The 21,707-nt window shown below is 62.3% G+C and carries 21 protein-coding genes and 1 pseudogene; 9 read left to right on the top strand and 13 right to left on the bottom strand.

Features of this window, described 5'->3' with window-relative positions:
• Window positions 1-48: 48 nt before the first annotated feature.
• The 3 genes from AC0L2Z_RS22760 to AC0L2Z_RS22750 form a co-directional block, all read right to left on the bottom strand.
• Window positions 49-594: a hypothetical protein gene (locus tag AC0L2Z_RS22760; RefSeq protein ID WP_473629353.1), complete on the bottom strand. Its 546-nt coding sequence runs from the start codon at window positions 592-594 to the stop codon at window positions 49-51.
• A 1,230-nt stretch (window positions 595-1,824) separates the two neighbouring features.
• The gene (locus AC0L2Z_RS22755) at window positions 1,825-3,348 is read right to left on the bottom strand and encodes a hypothetical protein (protein WP_473629352.1); all 1,524 of its coding nucleotides are present in this window, start codon (window positions 3,346-3,348) and stop codon (window positions 1,825-1,827) included.
• A 1,071-nt stretch (window positions 3,349-4,419) separates the two neighbouring features.
• On the bottom strand, window positions 4,420-6,432 hold the full coding sequence (locus AC0L2Z_RS22750) for a BTAD domain-containing putative transcriptional regulator (protein WP_128168514.1): 2,013 nt from the start codon (window positions 6,430-6,432) through the stop codon (window positions 4,420-4,422).
• Here AC0L2Z_RS22750 and AC0L2Z_RS22745 point away from each other — a divergent pair.
• Genes AC0L2Z_RS22745 through AC0L2Z_RS22735 form a run of 3 tightly spaced genes read left to right on the top strand, consistent with a single transcriptional unit; the run spans window position 6,425 to window position 7,524 of the window.
• Window positions 6,425-6,844, top strand: a complete 420-nt coding sequence (locus AC0L2Z_RS22745) for a hypothetical protein (protein WP_473629351.1) — start codon at window positions 6,425-6,427, stop codon at window positions 6,842-6,844. The genes AC0L2Z_RS22750 and AC0L2Z_RS22745 overlap by 8 nt on opposite strands.
• A gap of 55 nt (window positions 6,845-6,899) precedes the next feature.
• Entirely contained in the window at window positions 6,900-7,358 is a 459-nt protein-coding gene (locus tag AC0L2Z_RS22740) for a hypothetical protein (protein WP_473629350.1), read from the top strand.
• Window positions 7,306-7,524: a hypothetical protein gene (locus tag AC0L2Z_RS22735; RefSeq protein WP_473629349.1), complete on the top strand. Its 219-nt coding sequence runs from the start codon at window positions 7,306-7,308 to the stop codon at window positions 7,522-7,524. The genes AC0L2Z_RS22740 and AC0L2Z_RS22735 overlap by 53 nt, the downstream gene beginning before the upstream one ends.
• Window positions 7,525-7,577: 53 nt before the next feature.
• Here AC0L2Z_RS22735 and AC0L2Z_RS22730 read toward each other — a convergent pair whose 3' ends face one another.
• Entirely contained in the window at window positions 7,578-8,105 is a 528-nt protein-coding gene (locus AC0L2Z_RS22730; protein WP_128168512.1) for a gamma carbonic anhydrase family protein, read from the bottom strand.
• 265 nt (window positions 8,106-8,370) lie between these two features.
• On the opposite strand from AC0L2Z_RS22730, the gene AC0L2Z_RS22725 reads away from it, so the two are divergent.
• Entirely contained in the window at window positions 8,371-9,102 is a 732-nt protein-coding gene (locus AC0L2Z_RS22725) for a hypothetical protein (RefSeq protein WP_128168511.1), read from the top strand.
• 240 nt (window positions 9,103-9,342) lie between these two features.
• Here the strand turns inward: AC0L2Z_RS22725 and AC0L2Z_RS22720 are convergent, their stop codons facing one another.
• Together AC0L2Z_RS22720 and cysE are read right to left on the bottom strand one after the other, a co-directional pair.
• Entirely contained in the window at window positions 9,343-9,546 is a 204-nt protein-coding gene (locus AC0L2Z_RS22720; RefSeq protein ID WP_013531334.1) for a DUF3126 family protein, read from the bottom strand.
• Window positions 9,547-9,742: 196 nt separating this feature from the next.
• Window positions 9,743-10,591, bottom strand: coding sequence for a serine O-acetyltransferase (cysE, locus tag AC0L2Z_RS22715; RefSeq protein WP_023798183.1), 849 nt, complete (start codon window positions 10,589-10,591; stop codon window positions 9,743-9,745).
• A 152-nt stretch (window positions 10,592-10,743) separates the two neighbouring features.
• Between cysE and AC0L2Z_RS22710 the strand changes: the two genes are divergently transcribed.
• Window positions 10,744-11,343 (top strand): HD domain-containing protein, encoded by a 600-nt coding sequence (locus AC0L2Z_RS22710; RefSeq protein ID WP_128168510.1) that lies wholly within the window; start codon window positions 10,744-10,746, stop codon window positions 11,341-11,343.
• 112 nt (window positions 11,344-11,455) lie between these two features.
• Here AC0L2Z_RS22710 and AC0L2Z_RS22705 read toward each other — a convergent pair whose 3' ends face one another.
• The 3 genes from AC0L2Z_RS22705 to AC0L2Z_RS22695 all read right to left on the bottom strand — a co-directional run bounded on the left by AC0L2Z_RS22705 (window position 11,456) and on the right by AC0L2Z_RS22695 (window position 13,655).
• Window positions 11,456-12,223 (bottom strand): alpha/beta fold hydrolase, encoded by a 768-nt coding sequence (locus AC0L2Z_RS22705; protein ID WP_473629348.1) that lies wholly within the window; start codon window positions 12,221-12,223, stop codon window positions 11,456-11,458.
• Window positions 12,224-12,243: 20 nt separating this feature from the next.
• A complete protein-coding gene (locus tag AC0L2Z_RS22700; RefSeq protein ID WP_128168508.1) occupies window positions 12,244-12,756 on the bottom strand; it encodes a DUF192 domain-containing protein in 513 nt (170 codons plus the stop codon).
• Window positions 12,757-13,079: 323 nt separating this feature from the next.
• Complete coding sequence (locus AC0L2Z_RS22695) at window positions 13,080-13,655, bottom strand: cold-shock protein (RefSeq protein ID WP_329608822.1); 576 nt, start codon at window positions 13,653-13,655, stop codon at window positions 13,080-13,082.
• A 239-nt stretch (window positions 13,656-13,894) separates the two neighbouring features.
• On the opposite strand from AC0L2Z_RS22695, the gene gloA reads away from it, so the two are divergent.
• Window positions 13,895-14,335, top strand: coding sequence for a lactoylglutathione lyase (gene gloA / locus AC0L2Z_RS22690; RefSeq protein WP_128168507.1), 441 nt, complete (start codon window positions 13,895-13,897; stop codon window positions 14,333-14,335).
• Between the two features lie 27 nt (window positions 14,336-14,362).
• A complete protein-coding gene (locus AC0L2Z_RS22685) occupies window positions 14,363-14,656 on the top strand; it encodes a DUF2218 domain-containing protein (RefSeq protein WP_128168506.1) in 294 nt (97 codons plus the stop codon).
• A gap of 4 nt (window positions 14,657-14,660) precedes the next feature.
• Here the strand turns inward: AC0L2Z_RS22685 and AC0L2Z_RS22680 are convergent, their stop codons facing one another.
• Both AC0L2Z_RS22680 and ilvA read right to left on the bottom strand, forming a co-directional pair.
• Window positions 14,661-15,221, bottom strand: coding sequence for a DUF1697 domain-containing protein (locus AC0L2Z_RS22680; RefSeq protein ID WP_128168505.1), 561 nt, complete (start codon window positions 15,219-15,221; stop codon window positions 14,661-14,663).
• Window positions 15,222-15,231: 10 nt separating this feature from the next.
• A complete protein-coding gene (gene ilvA / locus AC0L2Z_RS22675) occupies window positions 15,232-16,488 on the bottom strand; it encodes a threonine ammonia-lyase IlvA (RefSeq protein ID WP_128168504.1) in 1,257 nt (418 codons plus the stop codon).
• A 222-nt stretch (window positions 16,489-16,710) separates the two neighbouring features.
• Between ilvA and AC0L2Z_RS22670 the strand changes: the two genes are divergently transcribed.
• A complete protein-coding gene (locus AC0L2Z_RS22670) occupies window positions 16,711-17,778 on the top strand; it encodes an alpha/beta hydrolase (protein ID WP_023798191.1) in 1,068 nt (355 codons plus the stop codon).
• Between the two features lies 1 nt (window position 17,779).
• Window positions 17,780-18,749: pseudogene (locus AC0L2Z_RS22665) on the top strand (alpha/beta hydrolase).
• Window positions 18,750-18,774: 25 nt separating this feature from the next.
• On the opposite strand, the gene ade reads toward AC0L2Z_RS22665, so the two are convergent.
• On the bottom strand, window positions 18,775-20,586 hold the full coding sequence (gene ade, locus AC0L2Z_RS22660; protein ID WP_473629347.1) for an adenine deaminase: 1,812 nt from the start codon (window positions 20,584-20,586) through the stop codon (window positions 18,775-18,777).
• Window positions 20,587-20,805: 219 nt separating this feature from the next.
• Window positions 20,806-20,985, bottom strand: coding sequence for a hypothetical protein (locus AC0L2Z_RS22655; RefSeq protein ID WP_027156055.1), 180 nt, complete (start codon window positions 20,983-20,985; stop codon window positions 20,806-20,808).
• Window positions 20,986-21,707: the final 722 nt, after the last annotated feature.

Genomic DNA, 21,707 nt, shown 5'->3' with positions numbered 1-21,707 from the left:
TAGCCCGACAGGCCCGCCTTGCGAAGGCCTTCGATATATCTGCTGCGATCAGTCCGGTCGATAAAACGGCGGCAGCACCTCGGCGAGATTCGAAAGCCGCAGCAATGGATCGAACGCGCAGACCCGAGCCATCATTTGCTGCGCTTCCGATAGGCGCCCCGCAAGGGCATGACCCGCCGCCACTACACGCATCGCGCTCACGTGGTTCGGCTGGTGCCGCAGCGACTTTCCCGCCCAAGCGACAGCGTCATCGTAGTGGCCGGCACAAAAATGGGCGAGCCCGGTGTTGAACTGCCAAGCGAACAGGCGTGGACCAATGGGCTTAAGACGCATGGCAAGCGCGGCGTGCTCGACGGCCTTGCCTGGCTCGCCCAAGCAAGCCCGCACCCAGCTGCTGACGCCCAAAGCGGCGGCCAAGTTCGGGTTGAGAGCGAGCGCGCGATCGATGCAAGCGGCACTGTCATCAAGGTCGCCGCCTACGTAGCCGAGGACGTATCCACCGTAGGAAAGCGCAATCGCATCGTCCCTTCCGAGTTCGACCGCTCTCCTGGCCAGTCGAGTAGCCTCGGCAATCTCTTCCGCACGGTCGACCATCCAGCCGTTGCTTTTTCCGGTAGCGTAGCACCGCGCCGCCCGCGCATGGGCTATCGCGAACTACGGATCACGGTCGATCGCCTTCATAAAGAGGCGCAAGGCATCGTCAATGGCCGATCCACTAGTGATCGTCCGGTCAAAGGCCGTTTCATTTCAAGAGGCGAGTCGCCTAGTTGCAGAGACGCTTGCAGTTCTCTTCGGCTGCACCTCGCGACGGGGTCAAATCGTGGCCTCCCCTCCCGCCAGCAACCGGGACGACGCCCGTACCACGTACCGCGTCCTTGATACACCGGATTGATCCGCTAGTTAACCTCCGTGGGCGCCTTAGTCGCGAGTTTTGCATGGCGGCGGCGGTTGCGCCGTCCTGACTGCATGCCGCGGAAAGACGGTTCGACCGACGCACTTTATGGAGGTGGTCGTGCGTCAATCCCCTGAATCCAGCTGGGCATGTTTCGTATTCGTTTGCTCGATCGCGGTAGCTTGCGCAGGAGCTACCGCCGGCGGCGAGCGCGGCGGAGGCAAAAGCGGTGGCAACCATGGTGGCGGAGGCAATAGCGCTGCCAGCCAGGGTGGCGGAGGCAATAGCGCTGCCAGCCATCACGGTGAAGGCCGCAAAGACGGCGCGCACAAAGGACCCAGCGGCTCCAGCAGCAGGTCACCGGTGGATGACGATGGGACCAGCACCACTGCAACGGCGGCAGTTGCGGCAACCACGGCCGCCACTGCCGTCAGTGTCGCCCGGTCCGCAAGTGGACGGTCGCTCGACCTTCCGTCCAGCCTTCAGCCTCCTGGTGACGTCGACAGTCCAGCAACGGTCAGTCCAATCAAGGCGCTGCCGGGCGTCCCGGATGAAGTCGTTCGCGCCTGCCATGACGCAATCGAGTCAGCCGCCGCCCCGTTTGGCGCGACCAGTGTGCGCGTCAGCAGCGCAGGTTCCATGCGTCGGTTGACCCCGGATACGATCTCAGCTCCCGTCGAGGTCAGCATCGACTATGGACGGCAAGGCAACGTGGAGACGCGGCAGGCGCCGATCAAATGCGAATTGAATGCTACAGGCAGTGTGATCGGGCTGACATAGCGTATCGCGCAGAACTACTCGCCGACGAGAGCAGAATGAATTCGAATGGGGTGATTCGATTCATCCTAGTCTACTCTCGCAATACACACGTGTCGCAATGATCTCAAAGAGCTTGGGCCTTCAACAGGAGGACCGCGCAGTCGTTTTGGAAATCACTCCAATGTCGCCTGTCTTGGCCTGAGGGGATAGGGAAGTGTGAGAGAACGCACCCCCGCAATCCGCGCCGGGTCGCGAGCCTTGCTGCGTGCAGTCTTCTGGCTGACAGCCTTCACCCCGCCGGCAGCGGCGGCTGCGCGGCCAGCGCGCCGCTTCAGCGGCGGCTCAATCTTGGCGCTGCGACGCTCAGCCCTGAGCCTGTCATTGTCCGCGCGCGCGGCGGCCAGGTCGCGGGAAAGAGAAACAGTGACGTCACGTTGCTTGTCCAAGGCCTCCTTCAGCTTGGCGACCTGTAGCAAAAGTGCTCGGGCGGCGTCGCGCTCGAGGCGAGCTTTATCGAGGTCCTCATGGGTCGAGACTGCCGCAGCGCGTTCTCGTGCCAGAGCATGCGCCGTCTCGGTTGCAGTCTGCTCCACTCGTTCTCTCGCTGCGACTGCTCTGGCTCGTTCCTGGTCAGCCGCGTCGCGCTCGATGCGAGTTTTTTTCAGCTCCTCCCCCGTCGAGACTGCTGCAGCGCGTTCTGTTGCCAGAGCCTGCGATGTCTCGGTTGCAGTCTGCTCGGCACGCTTTCTCGCTGAGACTGCCCTGGCTCGTTCCTGTTCAGCCGCGTCGCGCTCGAGGCGAGCTTTTTTCAGCTCCTCACGCGTCGACGCTGCTGCCGCCTGTTGTCGCGCCAGCGCCCGCTCCGTCTCGGCTGCCGTCTGCTCCACTCGTTCTCTCGCTGTGACGGCACCGGTCAATTCCTGCTCAGCCGCGTCCGCGCGCTCCATGAGCGCAGCATTGGACAGTTTCACTTTGGAGAGCTCGCCACGAAGTTCGTCTGACTTTCGGCGTTCGTCATCGAGCATTCCGCTCGCTTGCGCCAGCGAAGCCTTGGCCTTGGCGCGATCCTCGGCGGCCTCGGTCTCAAGCCGCTCAATTTGCGCCTGCGCTCGCGATAGATCGCGCGCCACCCATCCGGCTCGCTGACGCTCCAGGTGAGCAGCGGGCATCTCCGTAAAGACATAGTTGGTGGCCTCGCTCAGCATCGTGCGGGCATCTCCCGCAAGGCGCCGCAATGCGTCAGCTGTAAGGGCTGCCGCTAGCTCGTTGCGCAATTGCTCCTGGCGTACGTTGGCGGCGGCTGCCATGCTTGTCCTCAGCGCGTCGATCTCCTTGCGCGATTCGAGCAGCGCTCGCTGCAGAGCGGCGCTCCTGGCGCGCTCACCTTCCGCCGCCCGGCGCTCCTGGCCGTCCAATTCCTTCGCTGCGGCTGCCTGAGCACCAGCTGCTCCGACTTGCGCCCGGGCAGCCGTGAGATCCGGGCTGAGCAATTCGACACTCGTGCGCTCGTCTCCCTGGGCTGGCCTACGCACATCCAATGCAGCACTCGCCGGAAGCTCGAAGGATCGCGAAAGCTCCGGATTGACGTTGCCTTGGACCAGCGAAATGGCGGGGGCGCTTTCGACCCAGTTTTGTCTCGTCATCGCATAGGTAAGCGGCACGGCCAGACAGATTGCTGCGACGCCAAAGCGGGGCACAAGACCGATCGGCCTGCGAATGCGAGGAGGTGAGGCCGTCGCTGTGGTGGGGTCGGGATTCTCCGCGAGGGCGAGTTGTGTTGGCATACGGCTCAGAGCCGTCAATGCTGGACTAGTTAAGGCGGCAAGATTTGCCGCCACCTGCCTATGAACATAGCCAGCGATTTCCCTGATCGATGTCGCAAGTCGGCCGGATTGCGCTATGTTCGTCGCGGAAGCGACAGCGTTGGTCCGGGTGACAGACGAGCTCTCGCAAGCTTCGGAGATCACGTCGAAATACTCGATTCGCACCCCGAACCGAAGGCAATTGGCATCCTGACGCCGAATATCCAGGTCTGCCGCGTCTGAGGGCACGGCAACCTGAGAAGAAGAAGCAGGCTCGGTTGCAAGGTTGACCGGGATTTCCCAATCCCAAGACACCTCCTCCTCGGGGAGGTCAGATCCGCGTTCGCTCACATCTGATTTGAGGCGACGCCGTTGCACCCCGATAAGGATACGCCTTAGCACAAGATAGAGGCCCATCGAGGCAAATGCTGCTATCCCACCCAGGACGGCGAGATCTGCGCTGTTTGCGTAAATTTCGGCAAGATGATTTCGCATTGCCGTGCCTGTGCGGTTTTGGGTGTAATCTTAAGATCGTGAAGCGTTGTTGGCCCCTCGCCTTGGTGCTGGCTAAAGCCTTTGGTCGCGTTCGAAGCTGTCACTTGCTTCGAGGTCCCTCCAGTGCTCGAATTGTTGTTGCATGGCGGAGCGGCGGTCGCGCGTTGATAGGCGTGCCGGCGCAGATGACTTTTGTTTGAAACGAAACTTGACAGGCCGTGGCCGCCGATTGTCGGCCGCCAAGGGCGCACAGGCTCTGAAAAGCCGACTTGCACCTCTGCATCTCACGTCCCCAGAGTTCTCCCACGGTAGCGCACCATCCCACCATTTCCGGCTCTGGACGGTCCGGCTAAGCTTTAAGCTAGGTCACAGGCCTCCACGGTCAACCGTCACCTTATAGTTAGCATCCATCGGCAGTACGTCGGCCATCTGGTGCCGAAGCCGTTTGCCTCGCTTCACGCTGACACCGCGTTAATCGGGCAGGCCCGCCTTGCGAAGTCCTTCGATATATCTGCTGCGATCGTCCGGTCGACAAAACGGCGGCAGCACCTCAGCGAGATTCGAAAGCCGCAACGTAGGGTCGAGTTCGCGCAGGCGGGCCATCATCTTCTCGGCTTCCGAAAGCCGACCGGCCAAGACGTAACTTGCCGTCGCCACACGCGTCGCACTCGCGTAGTTTGGTTGCGAGCGCAAAGACCTTTTCGCCCACTCAGCAGCATCGTTGTAGCGCCCGGCACAAAAGTGAGCGAGTGCGGTGCAAAATTCCCAAACAAAAAAGCGAGGATCGAACGGACTGAGGCGCATTGCCTGCGCGGCGCGCTCGACGGCTTTCTCCGGCTCACCTAAGCACGCTTGAACCCAGGCGCTGTAACCCCACGCCGCAGCCAAGTTCGGGTTCAGGCCAAGCGCGCGTTCGACGCACGCCGCGCTTTCCTCCACATCGCCGCCTACATAGCCGAGCACGTATCCGCCGTACGAAAGGGCAATTGCATCGTCCCATCCAAGTTCGATCGCTCTCTTTGCCAGTCGGGTCGCCTCGGCAGTCTCTTCTAGGCGATCGATCATCCAGCGGTTGCTCTTTCGCGCCGCATAGCAGCGCGCCGCCCGGGCATAGGCGGCAGCGAACACCGGGTCACAGCCGATCGCCTTCATGAAGAACCGCAGAGCGTCATCCATGGTTTCCTTGGTGTTGACCGCTCGGTCGTGGGACGCCAACCCGCGCAGATAATAGTCGTAGGCGTCGAGGTCCTCAGTCGGCTTGCGCTTGGCGCGCTCAATTTCGGCCTCCTCGACCTTTGGGGTGATCGCGCCGACGATGCTCGAGGCGATCTGGTCCTGAAAATCGAAAACCTCGGCTAGAGTACCTTCAAAACGGTCAGCCCACAGGTGGAGGCCGCTCGAAGCGTCGAGGAGTTGTCCGGTGATGCGCAGGCGCTCACCCGCTTTCCGCACACTTCCCTCGACCACATAGCGCACGCCCAGTTCACGCCCGACCTGCTTTATGTCTATCGACCGTCCCTTGTAGGTAAAACTCGAATTCCGTGCTACTACGAACAGGGCACGAAAGTGAGCCAGGGCGGTGACGATGTCCTCCACCATTCCGTCGGCGAAATATTCCTGCTCGATATCACCGCTTAGATTCTGAAACGGCAGCACCGCAATTGACGGCTGGTCGCCGTGTCTCGTTAGGACTGCCAGCACCTGTGCCGGCGCCGCGACGCCAGAGCTTGGCCCCGGCTGCTGATCCCCAGGTCGTTCCCGGGACTGCAGAGAAGCCGCCAGCGAGCTTGTCTGCGCCTCCGGCTCAGCATCCAGCTGCTTTTTCAGGGCAGTCCGACAAAGTTCGAACTGGCGCAAGGCGGCGTTTTCGTGGCCGCGATGCGCGTGGATCCGGATCAGCGCCCGATGGGCGGCCTCCGCGGTAGGATCTGAGGCGAGCAATCTCTCGGCGAGCCCTTCGCAGGCCGTCTCTTCCGCTGAGCCGGGTATCGGCAGCGCGAGGCTCAGCCGATCGACCAACTGCAGGGCCTTGCGCTGATACCTGTCCAGATAGGGTCCAAACCACTCATCCAGTTCCTCAGGAATGGCTTCCCCCGCAAGCACCCCACCGCGGTAGAGGTCGGCGGCGACGGCGAGATCGGCCGCCCCGCCCTGCTCCAGTTTCCGGTCGAAGATCGAAATGTCCGCGTCATCCGGACCGGCAATCAGCGCGATGGCTTCCTGATCCCCATCGATGTAGAGGGTGGCATCCTTGCTGGTCGGGAACGAGCGCCGGATGTCGACCAGCGCTTGCCGCAAACTATTGCGGGCCTGGCCATTGCTTCGTCCCGGCCAAAAGGCCTCGGAAAGCTGCTCGCGACGATGGCCGCGGTGGCCCGCCAGCACCAGGGCAGCAAAAAGAAGCGAAGTCTTGCGCGTGGCGAAACGGACGGGCCGGCGCTCCGGCGAAGTAACCTCGAGGCCGCCCAGCAACCTGATGCGCACAGATGGTCTCCAGACTTTGACCGCCGCGGCGGAATACATTTCGGAGGATAGTTTTAACACCGATTTAACGGCAGCTCGTCGGGCTTTTCGGTTTTTTTCACGCACAGCCGAACAGCCCGAAAACACCCGCGTGGCACGCTCTCATCCGCAAATCTCGAATGGGAGACTAAAAATGGCTGACACGCAAACTCGCGCCGCCCGCACCTCGAAAAGACATCTGTTTGGACCTGGCCTGAAAAGCGCAGCAATTATGATTGCCACCTTCAGGGGGTGGCGGCGCACCGTCGCAAGACGCAGGGCACTGGCCGACTTGACGGCCGATCAGCTGAACGACATCGGTCATCCGGAGGCCCATCGACCCGCACTCGACATCAAGGCAGGTCTGATCACGAACTTGATGTCGATGCGATAAGTTCGGCGTACGGCTGCGCAAAGCTATCGACCTGCTCTCCAATCGCAACCCGCCCATGGCGCTTTCAGGCAGCGGCGGATGGGGGCAATATGGCGGCCAATTCAACCTCCGGATCGCTGCGATGTTGGAAATCCCGGAAGATCGATGCGAGCGCCACCGCCTGTTCAAGGCCATCGACGACGCGTTCAAGGCGGGCGACTTCGAGGCCCTCGGTGTGGCTCTCGGCGGCTCACCCGGCTGGTTCGACGAGCAGATGCCCTTTGAACTCGGCCTTGGGCATCCACTGGAGTATGCGATCTATTGGAGCCCCGCCGCTTTCATCTCGATCTTACTGGATGCGGACTCGGACCCGAACTATCACCACCACGGCGGTTTTCCGGCAATCATTGCGGCACTCTCCGCCGACCGGGCTGACAGACTGGAAATAGTCCGAACCCGACGGTGGGGGCGCAGACCTGAACATGCGGGGCGTAAACGACTGGACGCCGCTTCACTATGCGGTCGCCATTCGTAGCGTCGATGCCATCCGCCTACTGTTGGCGGCGGGCGCCGACCCATCCATCGAAACCCGCATCGACGACTATACGACGGCCCTCGAGGACGCCGACAATGCCGGCTTTGAAGCTGACGCTTCGTTGCTGCGCGATGCAATGACCAGGCGCGGCTCCAATGGAGGGTGAGTTGGGGGACAATGCCGGTGAAACCATAGCCGAAGATTTGACCAAGGCTGGCCTCAGGTCTTCGTCAGCCCCGCCTTGAAGCGCTTGCCGTTGGCGACGTAGTGCGCGGCCGAAGCGCGCAGGCTTGCCACCGCGGCATCGTCCAGTGTTCGCACCAAACGGGCGGGCGAGCCGATGATCAGCGAATTGTCGGGAAATCCCTTGCCTTCGGTGACCAGGGCGCCGGCGCCGACCAGCGAGTTCCTGCCGATCTTCGCGCCGTTCAGCACGATGGCGCCCATGCCGATCAGGCTGTTGTCGCCGATCGTGCAGCCATGCAGCAAGGCGCGATGGCCAATCGTGCAGCCTTGCCCGATGGTCAGGGGAAAACCGACATCGGTATGCATGACCGTGTGTTCCTGCACATTGGTATCGGCGCCGATGATGATCGGCTCGTCGTCGCCGCGGATGACGACGCCGAACCAAAAGCCCGCGTTGCGGCCGATCTGTATGTCGCCGATCAGGGTAGCGTCGGGCGCGATCCAGTTGCTGTCGGCGTCCTCGAAACCGGGGGCTTTTCCGTCGATCGCATAGAGCGGCATTTTCTCCTCCGAATCGTCTCAGGCTGAAAGATCGGTCGACCCTAGGTGAGTGCCTGCCTGGGATGCAATGTCGATCAGCACGACGCCCAACGCCAAAGATCCTCGCCGTACAACCGCAAGAGATCAGCGCCGTCAGGCAACACTAAAAGCAACGAGTGTGTGTCCAACCGGACCCATCTTCACCTTCCATTTACCATGAAACCGCACAGTCGTGTTTCGACAGGCGTGCCGCAAGAGCCGTGCCACGCGATAATCGGGGATCGCGATGAAGCAGGCAGCCACCGCCAACGGTCCGCAACTCACCGTCGTTGATTCCAAGCTGATGAAGCGGGTGTTCTACGTGTTCGCTGCGCTGGCAGTGCTTTCGATGACGATCAGCCTTGGCGGCAAATGGTTGGGCCGCTCGATCGCCATGGCCGGATATACCGACGACACGACAGTCCACGAGGTGGTGATCGGCAACAACGTCATCGCCGTGCCGGCCAATGTCATCCGCTTCGACCAGGCGCGGCGCGACGGCATCGCCTCGCGCCTCGACCTCTATCTGCGTTATCCCGAAATGGACGGCTACAGCGAGGCGGCCCGCGACGATTTCAACCACACTGGATCAGCCAAGAGCATCATCTTTCTGTCGTTCGAACGACAGGTCATGTCGCGTGACATGAGCGGCCGCTTCGCGCCGATCTACAGCGCCCTGATTGTCGAACCCGGCACGCCCGGTCCGGGCGGCACGACGCTTTACGGCTTCAATGAAAAATCGGGCTATTTCAACGAGGTGCTGGTGGTCGGCAATCGCCGGGGCAAGGACCCGTTCGTGGCCCGCTGCCTGAGCGGCCCAAGTGCTGCGCAATCGCTGGCGCCCTGCGAACGCGACATTCTGGTCGGCGACAATCTCAGCCTCACCTACCGCTTTCCCATGGAATTTCTGGGCGACTGGCAGGCGCTCGACGCAGCCATCGCCGCCAAGGCTGCGCGTATGCTGAAGGCCGGGCATTAGGATGATGATGAAGCGAACCGTGCGAGAATCTGCTCAGTGACTTTTGATCGCGCAGCAGCGCAGAAATTTGCGCGACGTCGGCGGGACAGCACCCCCAGCACCCCCCTCTGCCCTACCGGGCATCTCCCCCTCAAGGGGGAGATTGGCTATTCGTTCTTCTTTCGCCAATCGCCAACGTTGAAGAAGAGGGTGCGGCGAGCAAGCTGGCTCAAGGTCGGCCGGCACCGATCGCCTCCCGGCTCAGGCGAGGTCGATGTCGAGGATCGCCATCGAGAAATTATAGTCGCCGTCGTCCTCGTCCTTGAAGACGATGCCGAGGAATTCGTCGCCGACATAGACCTCGGCCGAATCATCCTTGCGCGGCCGCGCCTTCACTTCAAGCTTGGGGTTCTGGAAGACGCGCTTGAAATAGGCGTCCAGCTTTCTGATTTCGTCCGGCTTCAAAAGTCTTCTCCGATCGTCGGTCTTGCTCGTTTGAGCGCGCTTCTGGCACGTCGACAATGGCGATGTAAAGGCAAGCCGGCGAGAGAGACAGGGCAATCGCTTGAGGTTTGCGCTGCCCCTCATTGCCCTGCCGGGCATTTCTCCCCGTATAGTGACGGGAGAAAGACGCCTTTGCAAAGGGCCCCTGCCCGAGCGCTCAAATATCGAAGCTGACGACGTGGTCCATCGACTGCGACGGCAAAAGCTGGTCCATCTGCCGCGAGGGCCGGTCGCAGCCCGTCTCGCCGACGACGCGGGCCGGCACGCCGGCAACCGTCTTGTTATGCGGCACCGGCGACAGCACCACCGAGCCTGCCGCGATCTTGGAGCAATGGCCGACTTCGATGTTGCCGAGGATCTTGGCGCCGGCGCCGATCAGCACGCCGTAGCGGATTTTTGGATGGCGGTCGCCGCCGGCTTTGCCGGTGCCGCCCAGCGTCACGCCGTGCAGGATCGACACGTCGTCCTCGATCACCGCCGTCTGGCCGACGACGAGGCCGGTGGCGTGGTCGAGGAAGATGCCCTTGCCGATGCGGGCGGCCGGGTTGATGTCAGTCTGGAACACCGAGGACGACCGGCTCTGCAGGTAGAGCGCGAAATCCTGGCGGCCCTGGTTCCACAGCCAATGCGCCAGCCGGTGCGTCTGGATGGCATGAAAACCCTTGAAATAGAGCACCGGCATGATGAAGCGGTCGCAGGCCGGATCGCGGTCGTAGTAGGCCTGAATGTCGACACGCACCGTCGACGCCCAATCCTTGTCGTCGGCTGCCATCGCCTTGAATGTCTGGCGGATGAGATCGGAACCGATATCCTGATGGGCGAGCCGCTCGGCCAGCCGATGGATGACCGCTTCCTCCAGGCTTTCCTGGTTGAGGATGGTCGAATAGAGGAACGCCGCCAGCAGCGGATCGCGGTTGACCGCCTCCATCGCTTCGTCGCGGATCGAGCGCCAGATCGGGTCGATCGGCTTCACCATGGTCGGGCGGGCAATCGTAACGCTGTTCATCAATGGTCTCCGGCCTAATGTCTCCGGCTTGGCACCAAAACCGCTGCGCACTTTTGCGCGACATGCTCTATAAGCCAGATCATAGCACGGTTGAACTCAATTTTCCTTAGTGCTTTGTCAAATGGATTTGGTTCACGGAAATTCAAGCGGCGATGGAAGACCAAGCCTTGATCGACGAGCCGCTGAAGCGCGAGCTTTCCGCGCTCTATGAGGCGGAGGGTCGTCACTATCACAACCTCGGCCATATCGAGGCGATGCTGGCGCTGGCCGGCCACTATCGGGCATCGTTGCACGATCCCAAGGCGGTCGAAGCGGCGATCTGGTTCCACGACGCCATCTATAACAGCCGGGGCAAGGACAACGAGGCGAGGAGTGCCGTCCTTGCCGAGAAAAAGCTCGCCGGCCGCACCGATGCGCAGCGCCTTGGCCGCATCACGACGATGATATCAGCCACCGCCACTCATGAGTTACCGCAGTTTGACGACGAAAATGCCGCCCGCGACGCAGCGCTGTTCCTCGACATGGACCTGGCGATCCTGGGGGCGCCGCCTGATGCGTTCGACGCCTATGAACAGGCGGTTCGCCGCGAATATGGCTGGGTGGAAGAGCCGATGTGGCGTGCCGGCCGCAGTGCTGTCCTGAAGGGCTTCCTCGCCCGCCCGCACATCTTCCACACCGAGGAGTTCAGGCAGCGGTTCGAGGCTCAGGCTCGGCAAAACATGGCGCGTTCGCTCGAAGCGCTCGGGGCGTGAGCGCTGCTGCTGCACCTTTGATGCCGGCGCGAAGGATCGCTACGGATCGGCTTTATCCTGAGCCGCTGCATCCTTCAGGCCTTGGGTCACCCCAACTCAACCACCGATGTACTCACAGCGGATTATCGGCATAAAACTCCAGCACCCGCTGCTTGAAGGACTTGTCGCCGACGGCCAGCATGTGGTCGCGGCCCTCGATATGGAAAGCCCTGGCGTTCGGCATCAAGGCGGCCAGTTCGTCGGGCGAACCGCCGATATCGTCCTTGGTGCCGACGGCAATCAACGTCGGCTGGGCAATGCGCGCAATGTCGGCCTCGGCCAGCAATTCCCGCGAGGTGGCAATGCAGGCGGCCAGCGCCCGGCGGTCGCTGCGGGTCTGGTCGGCGAAGGCGCGAAACGAGCGGCCGCGTGGATGGCTGGTGCTATCTGGATCGTCGGCCAGAAGGGCGGCGGCGATCGGATCCCAGTCGCCGACGCCGTCGACCATGCCGACGCCGAGACCGCCGAAGACCAGCGTCGCCACCTTATCCGGGTCGGAAAGCGCCAGGAACGCGGAAATCCGCGCGCCCATCGAATAGCCCATGACATGGGCGCGTTCGATGCCGAGATGGTTCAGCAACGCTGCCCCGTCGGACGCCATCCTTGCCGGCGTATAATCGGCGTCCTGATAGCTCTTCGACGAGGCGCCGTGGCCGCGATTGTCGGAGGCGATGGCGCGGTAGCCGGCATCGTTCAGCGCCTTGAACCAGCCGGGCGACACCCAGTTGACGTAATGGGTCGAGGCAAAGCCATGGATCATGAGCACCGGATCGCCCTGCCCCGATGCCGGCTGGCGGTCGAGGAAGGCAAGGTCAAAACCGTCATGGGCGAAAAACTGCATCTGCGATGGATCCTGCGCGTTCAGTTGTGCGCAGTGCCGATTGCCGGGTGACGCAACAGGTCGCCGTCCTCGATGCTGCTCCTGGCGGCCGTGCCCGCCTTGAGCTCGAGCACGAAGCGAACCGGCTCGCCGGGCGAGATCATCGCCTCGGATTGCGGCTCGCCTTGCTTGATCGCCCGGATTCTGCCGTCCTGACCGACAAAGATCAGGTCGAGCGGCATCGGCGTGTTCTTCATCCAGAAGCTGACATCCCGAGCCTCCTCGAACACGAACAGCATGCCATGATCGTCGGCCATCTCCTCGCGAAACATCAGGCCAGCCTCGCGCTCGGCCGAGGTGTCGGCGATTTCGACGGAGAAAGAGCGTTCGCCGCCTTTCGTCACCGCGACCAGCGGCTGCGGGTCGACGGCAAGGATCATCGCCCGGCTGTCTGCCGAAGCCGGTCGCTGCGAATGGAAGAAAGCGCCTGTGGCGATGACAAAGGCGATCGCGGCGCAGACTATGCCCGTTGTCAGCCAGTTCCTGTAAGTCATTCAGACTCCTCGGCCATCGTCCTAGGTATGTTGATATTCAAGTGGTTCCAGCCTGTATATAGTTCCCTGCGCTTGCGACCCACCAATTGTTGATCTCAGCGCTGCCCCTCATCGCCCTGCCGGGCACATCTCCCCGTATAGTGACGGGGAGAAGGGGCTGGCCGCAACGATGGCATACATTTCTACAACGGCCGGAAATTGGCGAAATCATTGATGACAGCGCCCCTCTCCCCGTCACTATACGGGGAGAGGATGCCGGCAGGCAGGTGAGGGGCAGCGCAAACGTTCGAAAAGATCTGAGTAAGGCCTGAATATCAACGCACCTAATGCGAGACGGGCAAGGTCCCCATATCCGGGTGAATTTCGGCAGCCATAAGGCCTTTGTCGCCGCGCCCGAAGCGGACCAGCACGACCTGCCCCGGCCTGAGTTCGGTAATACCGTAACGGCGCAGCGTCTCCATGTGGACGAAAATGTCCTCGGTGCCCTCGCCCCGGGTCAGGAAACCAAACCCCTTGGTGCGGTTGAACCATTTCACCAGCGCCCGTTCGAGGCCGCTTTCCGGCGTCACCGAGACGTGGGTGCGCTGCTCCTGCATCTCCGCCGGATGGGTCGCCGTGGTGAGATCCATGGAGAGCACGCGGAATGCCTGCAATCCGCGCTCACCTTGCTTGACCAGGCAGACGACGCGCGCACCTTCCAAGGCGGTCTGGAAACCGTCTTTTCGAAGACATGTCACATGGAGGAGAATATCGCCGGAAGAGCCGTCATCGGGAAGAATGAAACCGTAACCCTTGGCCACGTCGAACCATTTGATAGCGCCCGCAATCTCGACAAGACCGGCCGTGTCGCCGCTCTCGTCTCTTTGCAAGGCGTCGTGACCGGTTCCGTCCCGCCCCATGAAAGAGGCTTTTTCCCCCATAACAACGCCCCCCTTTTTCCAAGAATACCGCAACTGATTCTTGACGTTAGATTAACACTTCCGTTTCCGGTGTGTGCAAGACCTGAGCTGCGTTTTTTCACGGTTCATTGCGGGAATACCGGATTTGTTGTTTGCCGGCAGGAGCAGCTATCGGGAATTGCCCTTTGGCCGGGTGGCCCCTATGTTCCGCCGCAAAGCAACATTTCGAGGAAAATCACATGCGCTACCTCCACACCATGGTCCGTGTCGCCGACGTCGATGCCTCGCTCGATTTCTACTGCAACAAGCTTGGCCTCAAGGAAGTGCGCCGCCACGAAAACGAACAGGGGCGCTACACGCTGATCTTCCTCGCAGCTGACGAAGACGAGCAAAGCGGCATCACCGACAAGGCGCCGCTGATCGAGCTCACCTACAATTGGGATCCGGAAGACTACAAGGGCGGCCGCAATTTCGGCCACCTCGCCTACGAGGTCGACGACATCTACGCCACCTGCCAGCAGCTGATGGACAAGGGCGTCACCATCAACCGGCCGCCGCGCGACGGCAACATGGCTTTCGTCAAATCGCCGGACGGCATCTCGATCGAGCTTTTGCAGAAAGGCCCGGCCAAGGCCAAGGCCGAGCCCTGGGCGTCGATGCCCAATACCGGAAGCTGGTAACGGGCCGCATTGGGGAAGAATTCATTCATGCCGACCAGCCATGCCGATGTCGTCACTGAACATGCGAGCCGCTATCTGCAGCAGCTCTGCAAACACTGGGCGCACAAGTTTCCCGTCGCGTTCGATCCGAACCACGGCACCATCGATCTCTCACTGGGCCGCACGGTTCTCGATGCCGACCCGGCAGCGCTGCATATCGCGGTAACCGCTGACGAAGCCGGCTCGCTGGAGCGGCTGGAGACGGTCGTCGCCGACCACATCAAACGCTTCGCTTTCCGCGAACAGCTGACCTTCGATTGGAAAAAGGCTTCGGCAGCGTAGGCGACTACGCTCCGCCATTCCGGCCGGCCATCTCTAGCAGCATCAGCACCGTGCGCCAGTTGCGCGCGGTGGCGGGCACTTTCAGCGTGCGCGGGATGAGGTTGGCAAATACCGATTTGCCGAGGCCTTCTGGTGCGAGCAGGTAAAGCACGTCGCCCCTGACCTCGAACCGTTCGGGACCGGTGCATTTTTCGGCCAGCCGCGCGACCTCGTCGGCGGTCGGCGGGCGCTCCAGCACATAGGCGTGAAGCTTCGTCGGCTCGCCGGCAATTTCCGGATAGGGATTTTCTGCCACCAGCCGCTCGAACCAGCCGAGATCGCGCACCATGATGCGCGAGTGAAATCCCCATTTCTTCTCGAAGGCCGTTTCCATCTGTTTGGCCAGCGTGGCCGCGTCGCCCTTTGCCGAACGGAACACGACATTGCCGCTCTGCACATAGCTGGCGACGTCGCCAAAGCCGAGCTCCTCGAAGAACGACCGCAACTCCGCCATCTTGACGATGCGGTTGCCGCCGACATTGATGCCGGAAAACAACGCAACGAAAATCTTCGCCCGGGCACTCATATTCGGGCGCTCATATGATGAACCCGGCCAGCGTCTCGTTGTCGGTGATGTCCTGATACTGGACGCCCTCGGCCTCGAAATTGGCGTTGAGCAGCTCGAAATTGCGGCGGTCCTTGGTTTCGATGCCGATCAGCACCGAGCCGAAATTGCGCGCCGATTTCTTCAGATATTCGAAGCGGGCAATGTCGTCGTCGGGACCGAGCAATTCGAGGAAGTCGCGCAGCGCGCCCGGCCGCTGCGGAAAGCGGATGATGAAGTACTTCTTCAGCCCCTCGAAGCGCAGCGCCCTTTCCTTCACGTCCGGCAGCCGCTCAAAATCGAAATTGCCGCCCGAAACCACCGCGACGATGGTCTTGCCCCTGATTTCCTTCTTCGAAAAATCCTTCAGCGCGTCGATCGCCAGTGCGCCGGCCGGCTCCAGCACCACGCCTTCGACGTTCAGCATCTCGATCATCGTCGCGCAGAGCCGGTTTTCTGGGATCAGCCGCACCGCTTCGGTGGCAAACGCCCTGAGATGCCGCAACGGCTCGCGGCCGATCTCGGCCACCGCGGCGCCATCGACGAAATTGTCGACCCTGGCAAGCTTGATGCGCTTGCCGGTGGCGAGGCTCTCGCTCAGGCTTGGCGCCCCGGCCGGCTCGCAGAAGACGAAGCGCGTGTCGCGGCGCTGGTCGGCGAAATAATGCGTCACACCCGCTGCCAGACCGCCGCCGCCGACCGGCAGCATGATGATGTCGGGCATGCGCGCGCCCGGCATCTGGCCTGATATCTCGTAGGCGACCGTCGCCTGCCCCTCGATGATGTCCTTGTGGTCGAACGGCGGCACCATGTGCGCGCCGGCGCTTTCCGTGAATTCGGAGGCGGCGCGGTAGCAGTCGTCGAAAAAGTCGCCGACCAGCCTGATCTCGACGAATTCGCCGCCGAACAGCCGCGTCTTGTCGATCTTCTGCTGCGGTGTCGTCACCGGCATGAACACCACGCCTCGCTTGCCGAAATGACGGCAGACGAACGCAAAGCCCTGGGCATGGTTGCCGGCGGAAGCGCAGACGAACAGCTCGGCATCGTTGCCGGCGTCGAGCGCCTTGCGGAAGAAATTGAAGGCGCCCCTGATCTTGTAGGAGCGCACCGGCGACAGGTCCTCGCGCTTCAGCAGCACGCGCGCGCCGGTCTTCTTCGACAGATAGTCGTTTTCCTGCAGCGGTGTTTCCGGGAAGATCTGGCGGATCGCGGCAGCGGCGACCGCGACGCGGGAAGAGAAACTGGTCATCGAAAAATTTACCCCGGATCGTCTGTGGTGTCCGCGAAGCTAGCACACGCCGTACGTGTTTGATCAGGGCAATCGTTTTGGCTTTCGCGCAACAGTGCGATGACTGTCGCAAGCCGCTGAGCGCATTTCGGCAGGAAACGACTTACTTCTGCCGCACTTCGGCTGTCCGGGAGGGGTCGCGGAGGTTGGATCAAGCCTTTCGGCCGGAGTGGAATTCTAGAGTTGAAGAAGATTTGTATCCTTGTCCTTGCCTTGCTCGTTGCCGGCTGTGGCGGCCGGCAGACCGAGGAACTGCTCGGCAGCGCCATGGTGTCGGCGCCGGTGACCGATATCGCCGGCAACCACAGCATCTTCATCGCCACGACGCGCAAGCGCTCCGACGATCCCAGCAAGGTTTTCGACCGCGAGCGCTCGGCCACGCTGAACTATGCCCGCGTCAACGTCACCGTGCCGGGGACCCACGAAGCCGGTCAGATCGAGCGGCGCTCACGCGGCAAGTCGAACGACCCTGCCAAATATTTCATGGCCTCCGACGTCGTCGGCTACGACACCGCACCGAAATTCTCCAACGCGCTCAGTGCCGACATCGCCGCGCGCGGCGGCCGCGTCATGCTTTTCGTCCATGGCTACAACACCGGCTTCGACGCCGCCGTCTACCGCGTCACCCAGATCGCCCATGATTCCGGCTACCCGGGCACGCCGGTGCTGTTTTCCTGGGCATCGGGCGCCAAGACCCGGGACTATGTCTATGACAGGGAAAGCGCCAGTGCTGCCCGCGACCAGTTGGAAGTCACGCTGAGAATGCTCTCGCAGACCGGCGCGCGGCGCATCGACATCGTCGCCCATTCGCTGGGGACCTGGGTTACTATGGAAGCGCTGCGCCAGCTCGCCATCAATGGCGACCGCGATCTCAGCGGCAAGCTCGGCGACGTCGTGCTGGCCTCGCCCGACATCGATGTCGACGTGTTCAAGAGCCAGATGCGCCGCTACGGGAAGCCGAACAAGCCATTCATCCTTCTACTGTCCGACGACGACCGTGCGCTGCGGCTCTCCGGCCTGATCGCCGGCTCGCGGCCGCGCGTCGGCGATTACAAGGACGCGGCCGACCTCGCCGACTATGGCGTGAGCGTCGTCGATCTCTCCAGCGTCAAGGGATCGGATCGCTTCAACCACACCAAATTTGCCGACAACCCCGAGCTGGTGAAGATGATCGGCCAGCGGCTGCGCGAGGATGACGGATTTGCCAGCGACCGCGAGGTGACCGACCGCATCAGTCTGCTCGGGCAGTGAGGTGCGTTCGAAGACTTGTCTCGTCGTAGCGTTGGCGCTCGCGGTAACCGGCTGCGCCGGCCGCAAGACCCACGACCTTCTCAACACGACGACCGTGACGGTGCCTGCCTCCGACATCGCCGCCACGCATGAGATCTTCGTCGCCACCACCCGAAAAAAGGCGACGAAGGACCCGCGGCAGGTGTTCGACGGTGACCGTTCACCGACCACCAGTTTTGCCAGTGTCGAAGTCACCGTCCCGAAAACCCATCAGGTCGGCGCCGTCGAGCGGGTCAGGGGCTCCGCCAACAGCAACCCGGCGAAGGACTTCACGGCAACCGAGGTCGAATTCTACGAAGGCGCCCCGCAATTCGCCAAGGCGGTCGGCGCCGACATCGCCATGCGCGGCGACCGCGCCCTGGTTTTCGTGCATGGCTTCAACAACGGTTTCGACGACGGCATCTACCGGCTGACGCAGATCGCGCACGACACCAAATACTCCGGCACGCCGGTGCTGTTCTCATGGGCGTCGAGCGGCAAGACCACGGGCTATATCTACGACAAGGAAAGCGCCAACGCGGCGCGCGACGAAGCAGATGATCCGTTACGGCAAGCCCGACAAGCCTTTCGCCATCCTGCTTTCGGGCGACGATCGCGCCCTGAGGCTGTCCTCCCTGATCTCCGGCGACAAGCCGCGCGTCGGCGACTATGGCGACGCGGCCGACCTCGCCAGCTATGGCGTGTCGGTGGTCGACTTGAGCAAGACCAAAGGCGGCGACCGCCTGAACCACGCCAAATTCGCCGACAACCCATTCCTGGTGCAGCTACTCGGCGACCGGCTGCGCGCGCCGGCCGGCCTGGCATCGGACGAGGTCGATCCGGCGCAGCCGATCAACAATCTCGGCCAGGGCATCGGCAAGGCCGTCGGCTCCGTCGCCGAGATCGTCATCACCACGCCGTTCAAGGTGCTGACCATCGCCACCGGCGGATGAGGAGCGGGCACGCCCTTGGTCGTTGTCAGACGAACAGTTCGACTTTCTGGAACGTCGTCACGTCGATCAGGCCGACATCGGAAATCCTCAGTTCCGGGATGACGACCAGCGCCAGCAGCGAGTGCTGCATGTAGGCGTTGTTCAGCGAACAGCCCATCTGGCGCATTGCCTCGGTCAGCTTGTCGGCCTTGGCGGCGACGATTTCGGCGCGCTCGTCCGACATCAGGCCGGCGATCGGCATTTCGACCAGCGCCAGTTCCTTGCCCCTGGAGAACAGCACGACGCCACCGCCGACCTCGCCCAGCCGGTTGACCGCCAATGCCATGTCCTGCTTGCTGGTGCCGACGACGATGATGTGGTGCGCATCATGCGCCACGCTGGAGGCCATGGCGCAGTCGCTCATATAGCCGAAGCCGGAGACGAAGGCGTTGGTGACGCCTCCCGTGCCGCGGTGGCGCTCGACCAGCGCGATCTGGCAGACGTCGTTGCGACGGTCCATGGCGACCAGCCCGTCCTCCACCGGAAGATCGGCCTCGAGCGCCCGCGTCGGCGCCTGGTTCTCGATCACGCCGATGACCCGCACCCGAATTTCGTTGGCGCCGACAGGCGCCACGATGTCGAAATCCCCCGGTTTGAGCTTCTTGCCGAGCTTGACGGTGTTCTTTGCCGTCTTCGGATAGTCATATGCCGGAATGTCGATGTCGAGCTTGCCGCCCTTGGCCAGCCTGACGCCGCGGCCATAGACTTCGTCGATGGTCATTGCGGCCAGATCGGCGACGATCAGCAGATCGGCGAGCCGCCCCGGCGCGATCGAACCCAGCTCGCGCTCCAGCCTGAAATGCTGGGCGGTGTTGAGCGTCGCCATCTGGATCGCGGTCACCGGCTTCACCCCTTGGCTGATGGCGTGGCGGACCACCCGGTCCATATGGCCTTCATGGACGAGCGTCCCGGAATGGCTGTCGTCGGTGCACAGGATGAAGTTGCGCGGATCGAGCCCGCTCTCCGTCACCGCCTTGATCTGCGAGGCAACGTCGTACCATGCCGAGCCCAGCCTCAGCATTGCCTTCATGCCCTGGCGGACGCGGGCGATGGCGTCCTCGGCGCGCGTGCCTTCGTGGTCGTCCTCGGGGCCGCCGGCGACGTAGCCGTGGAACGGCAGGCCGAGATCGCGCGAGGCATAATGGCCGCCGACGGTCTTGCCCGCCCTCACCGTCGCGGCGATCTCGCCGGCCATCACCGGATCGTTGGCAGCGACACCGGGAAAGTTCATCACCTCGCCAAGTCCGACGATGTTTTCCCAGCCCATCGCCTCGGTCACATCGGCAACCGTCAGCTCGGCGCCGGCATGCTCCAGCCCAGGTGCCGAAGGCACGCAGGACGGCATCTGCACAAGCACGTTGATCGGCATGACGACGGCCTCGTCATGCATCAGCCGCACACCCGGCAGGCCGAGCACATTGGCGATCTCGTGCGGGTCGATGAACATCGAGGTGGTGCCATGCGGGATGACCGCGCGGCAAAACTCCGTCACCGTCACCATGCCACTCTCGACATGCATGTGAGCGTCGCAAAGGCCCGGCACCAGATAGCGCCCGCCGGCGTCGACCACCTTGGTGCCCTGGCCGATGGCATGGCCGGCATTCGGCCCGCAATAGGCGAAACGGCCGCCGGCAATGGCAATGTCGGTGCCGGCGATGATCTCGCCGGAATGAACGTTGACCCAGCGCCCGTTGCGGATGACGAGATCGGCGGGCCTCCTGCCCATGGCGACGTCGACCAGATGCGTCGCCGCCTCGGCCCAGGGTTTTGGTTTCGTCGCACGCGCGGTCTTCGCCATGAGGAGACTCCTGTTTTTCCGACTGTGCCAAGCCGCGCGGATTTTGACCAGCGGGGAACTTGTGGGTCGTGTGCGGCTACGCGGTCTTCACCTGTCGTTGCCGGAGGCGCCGTCGGCGGCGCTGCGAGGCGCCGTCCACGACAAAATGCCTCAACCGGAAGGCGGGTCCGTTTGCGGCAAATCAGGTTGTTCGGGAGTTTCGATCAGGAAATCGGGCGCTCAAGTATCGCCCCGTTGTTCCCTGTCGCGGCAGTTGAGAAGCTCGACCAGATCGTCGGCCTCTTCGATCGGCATGTCGATCAACGGGACGCCGACCTCGACAACCGGCAGTCCCGTGAACACATCGATGATGTCCCATGTGCCTTCAGGTGTCTTCTCAATGTCATAGCGTTGAGTCATGGGGTGGAGAAAATAGCGGGTACAGGAGAAATCAGCGCGTTTACTCGGTTATCGCTCGTTTGAGCTCCGGGAATGCCTAAACGGTTCCCGCCCGGCCTGATCAAGCGCCTCAAACAATGGGACAAAGGTGCTGGGCAGTCGTGGGTCGACGGCAAGATTCAGCACGCCGTGCAAGTGCCGGCGATAAGTCTTCGGAACGCAGCAATCGCCGTACCGCGTTGGCAACAGACTTCCCTTGTCCTGCGTCAAACTCTGCCATGTCAGGGGTTCCAGTAGCTTTAGCCCGAAACTCAGCCGCTCCGAAATGGTTCCGGGATGATTTTGATCAAGTTTGAATCAGTGGATGGCCCGTCGCTGCTGACCGGCCTGCAGCCGCCAATTCTCCAACGTCTGCGATTGGCCGAAAGCCGCCGCGCCTTCGTCATCCTAGCGACGCGGCGCAGACCCTGGGATCATTCCGTGACATCCGCCGAAGAATGCAACGGCTCAGAATAAACGCGCTCCGTAGCGATCCTTCGCGCCCCCCTCTGTCCTGCCGGACATCTCCCCCACGAGGGGGGAGATCGGCCTTCATCACTGATTTCGCCAACACCAACCTGGCAAAAAAGGACGCTGTCCGTGAAGCTGCCGATCTCCCCCCCAAGTGGGCATATGCGCTAAGATAGTTTTGGCATGGACTGAAATTTGCGCTTTCGTGGTGGCTCACGCCATCGATGTCGCAA

The organism is Mesorhizobium sp. WSM4850, from assembly GCF_055811735.1.
The sequence above is the reverse complement of the archived record's forward strand: the minus strand, read 5'-3'. Positions and strand labels throughout refer to the sequence as shown.

Excerpts from the sequence above, each read along its gene's own strand:
- AC0L2Z_RS22760 (WP_473629353.1), bottom strand. The coding sequence starts at position 594 with ATGGTCGACCGTGCGGAAGAGATTGCCGAGGCTACTCGACTGGCCAGG.
- AC0L2Z_RS22745 (WP_473629351.1), top strand. The coding sequence starts at position 6,425 with ATGCGCACAGATGGTCTCCAGACTTTGACCGCCGCGGCGGAATACATT.
- AC0L2Z_RS22740 (WP_473629350.1), top strand. The coding sequence starts at position 6,900 with ATGGCGCTTTCAGGCAGCGGCGGATGGGGGCAATATGGCGGCCAATTC.
- AC0L2Z_RS22735 (WP_473629349.1), top strand. The coding sequence starts at position 7,306 with ATGCGGGGCGTAAACGACTGGACGCCGCTTCACTATGCGGTCGCCATT.
- AC0L2Z_RS22730 (WP_128168512.1), bottom strand. The coding sequence starts at position 8,105 with ATGCCGCTCTATGCGATCGACGGAAAAGCCCCCGGTTTCGAGGACGCC.
- AC0L2Z_RS22725 (WP_128168511.1), top strand. The coding sequence starts at position 8,371 with ATGAAGCAGGCAGCCACCGCCAACGGTCCGCAACTCACCGTCGTTGAT.
- cysE (WP_023798183.1), bottom strand. The coding sequence starts at position 10,591 with ATGAACAGCGTTACGATTGCCCGCCCGACCATGGTGAAGCCGATCGAC.
- AC0L2Z_RS22710 (WP_128168510.1), top strand. The coding sequence starts at position 10,744 with ATGGAAGACCAAGCCTTGATCGACGAGCCGCTGAAGCGCGAGCTTTCC.
- AC0L2Z_RS22705 (WP_473629348.1), bottom strand. The coding sequence starts at position 12,223 with ATGCAGTTTTTCGCCCATGACGGTTTTGACCTTGCCTTCCTCGACCGC.
- AC0L2Z_RS22700 (WP_128168508.1), bottom strand. The coding sequence starts at position 12,756 with ATGACTTACAGGAACTGGCTGACAACGGGCATAGTCTGCGCCGCGATC.
- AC0L2Z_RS22695 (WP_329608822.1), bottom strand. The coding sequence starts at position 13,655 with ATGGGGCGGGACGGAACCGGTCACGACGCCTTGCAAAGAGACGAGAGC.
- gloA (WP_128168507.1), top strand. The coding sequence starts at position 13,895 with ATGCGCTACCTCCACACCATGGTCCGTGTCGCCGACGTCGATGCCTCG.
- AC0L2Z_RS22685 (WP_128168506.1), top strand. The coding sequence starts at position 14,363 with ATGCCGACCAGCCATGCCGATGTCGTCACTGAACATGCGAGCCGCTAT.
- AC0L2Z_RS22680 (WP_128168505.1), bottom strand. The coding sequence starts at position 15,221 with ATGAGTGCCCGGGCGAAGATTTTCGTTGCGTTGTTTTCCGGCATCAAT.
- ilvA (WP_128168504.1), bottom strand. The coding sequence starts at position 16,488 with ATGACCAGTTTCTCTTCCCGCGTCGCGGTCGCCGCTGCCGCGATCCGC.
- ade (WP_473629347.1), bottom strand. The coding sequence starts at position 20,586 with ATGGCGAAGACCGCGCGTGCGACGAAACCAAAACCCTGGGCCGAGGCG.
- AC0L2Z_RS22655 (WP_027156055.1), bottom strand. The coding sequence starts at position 20,985 with ATGACTCAACGCTATGACATTGAGAAGACACCTGAAGGCACATGGGAC.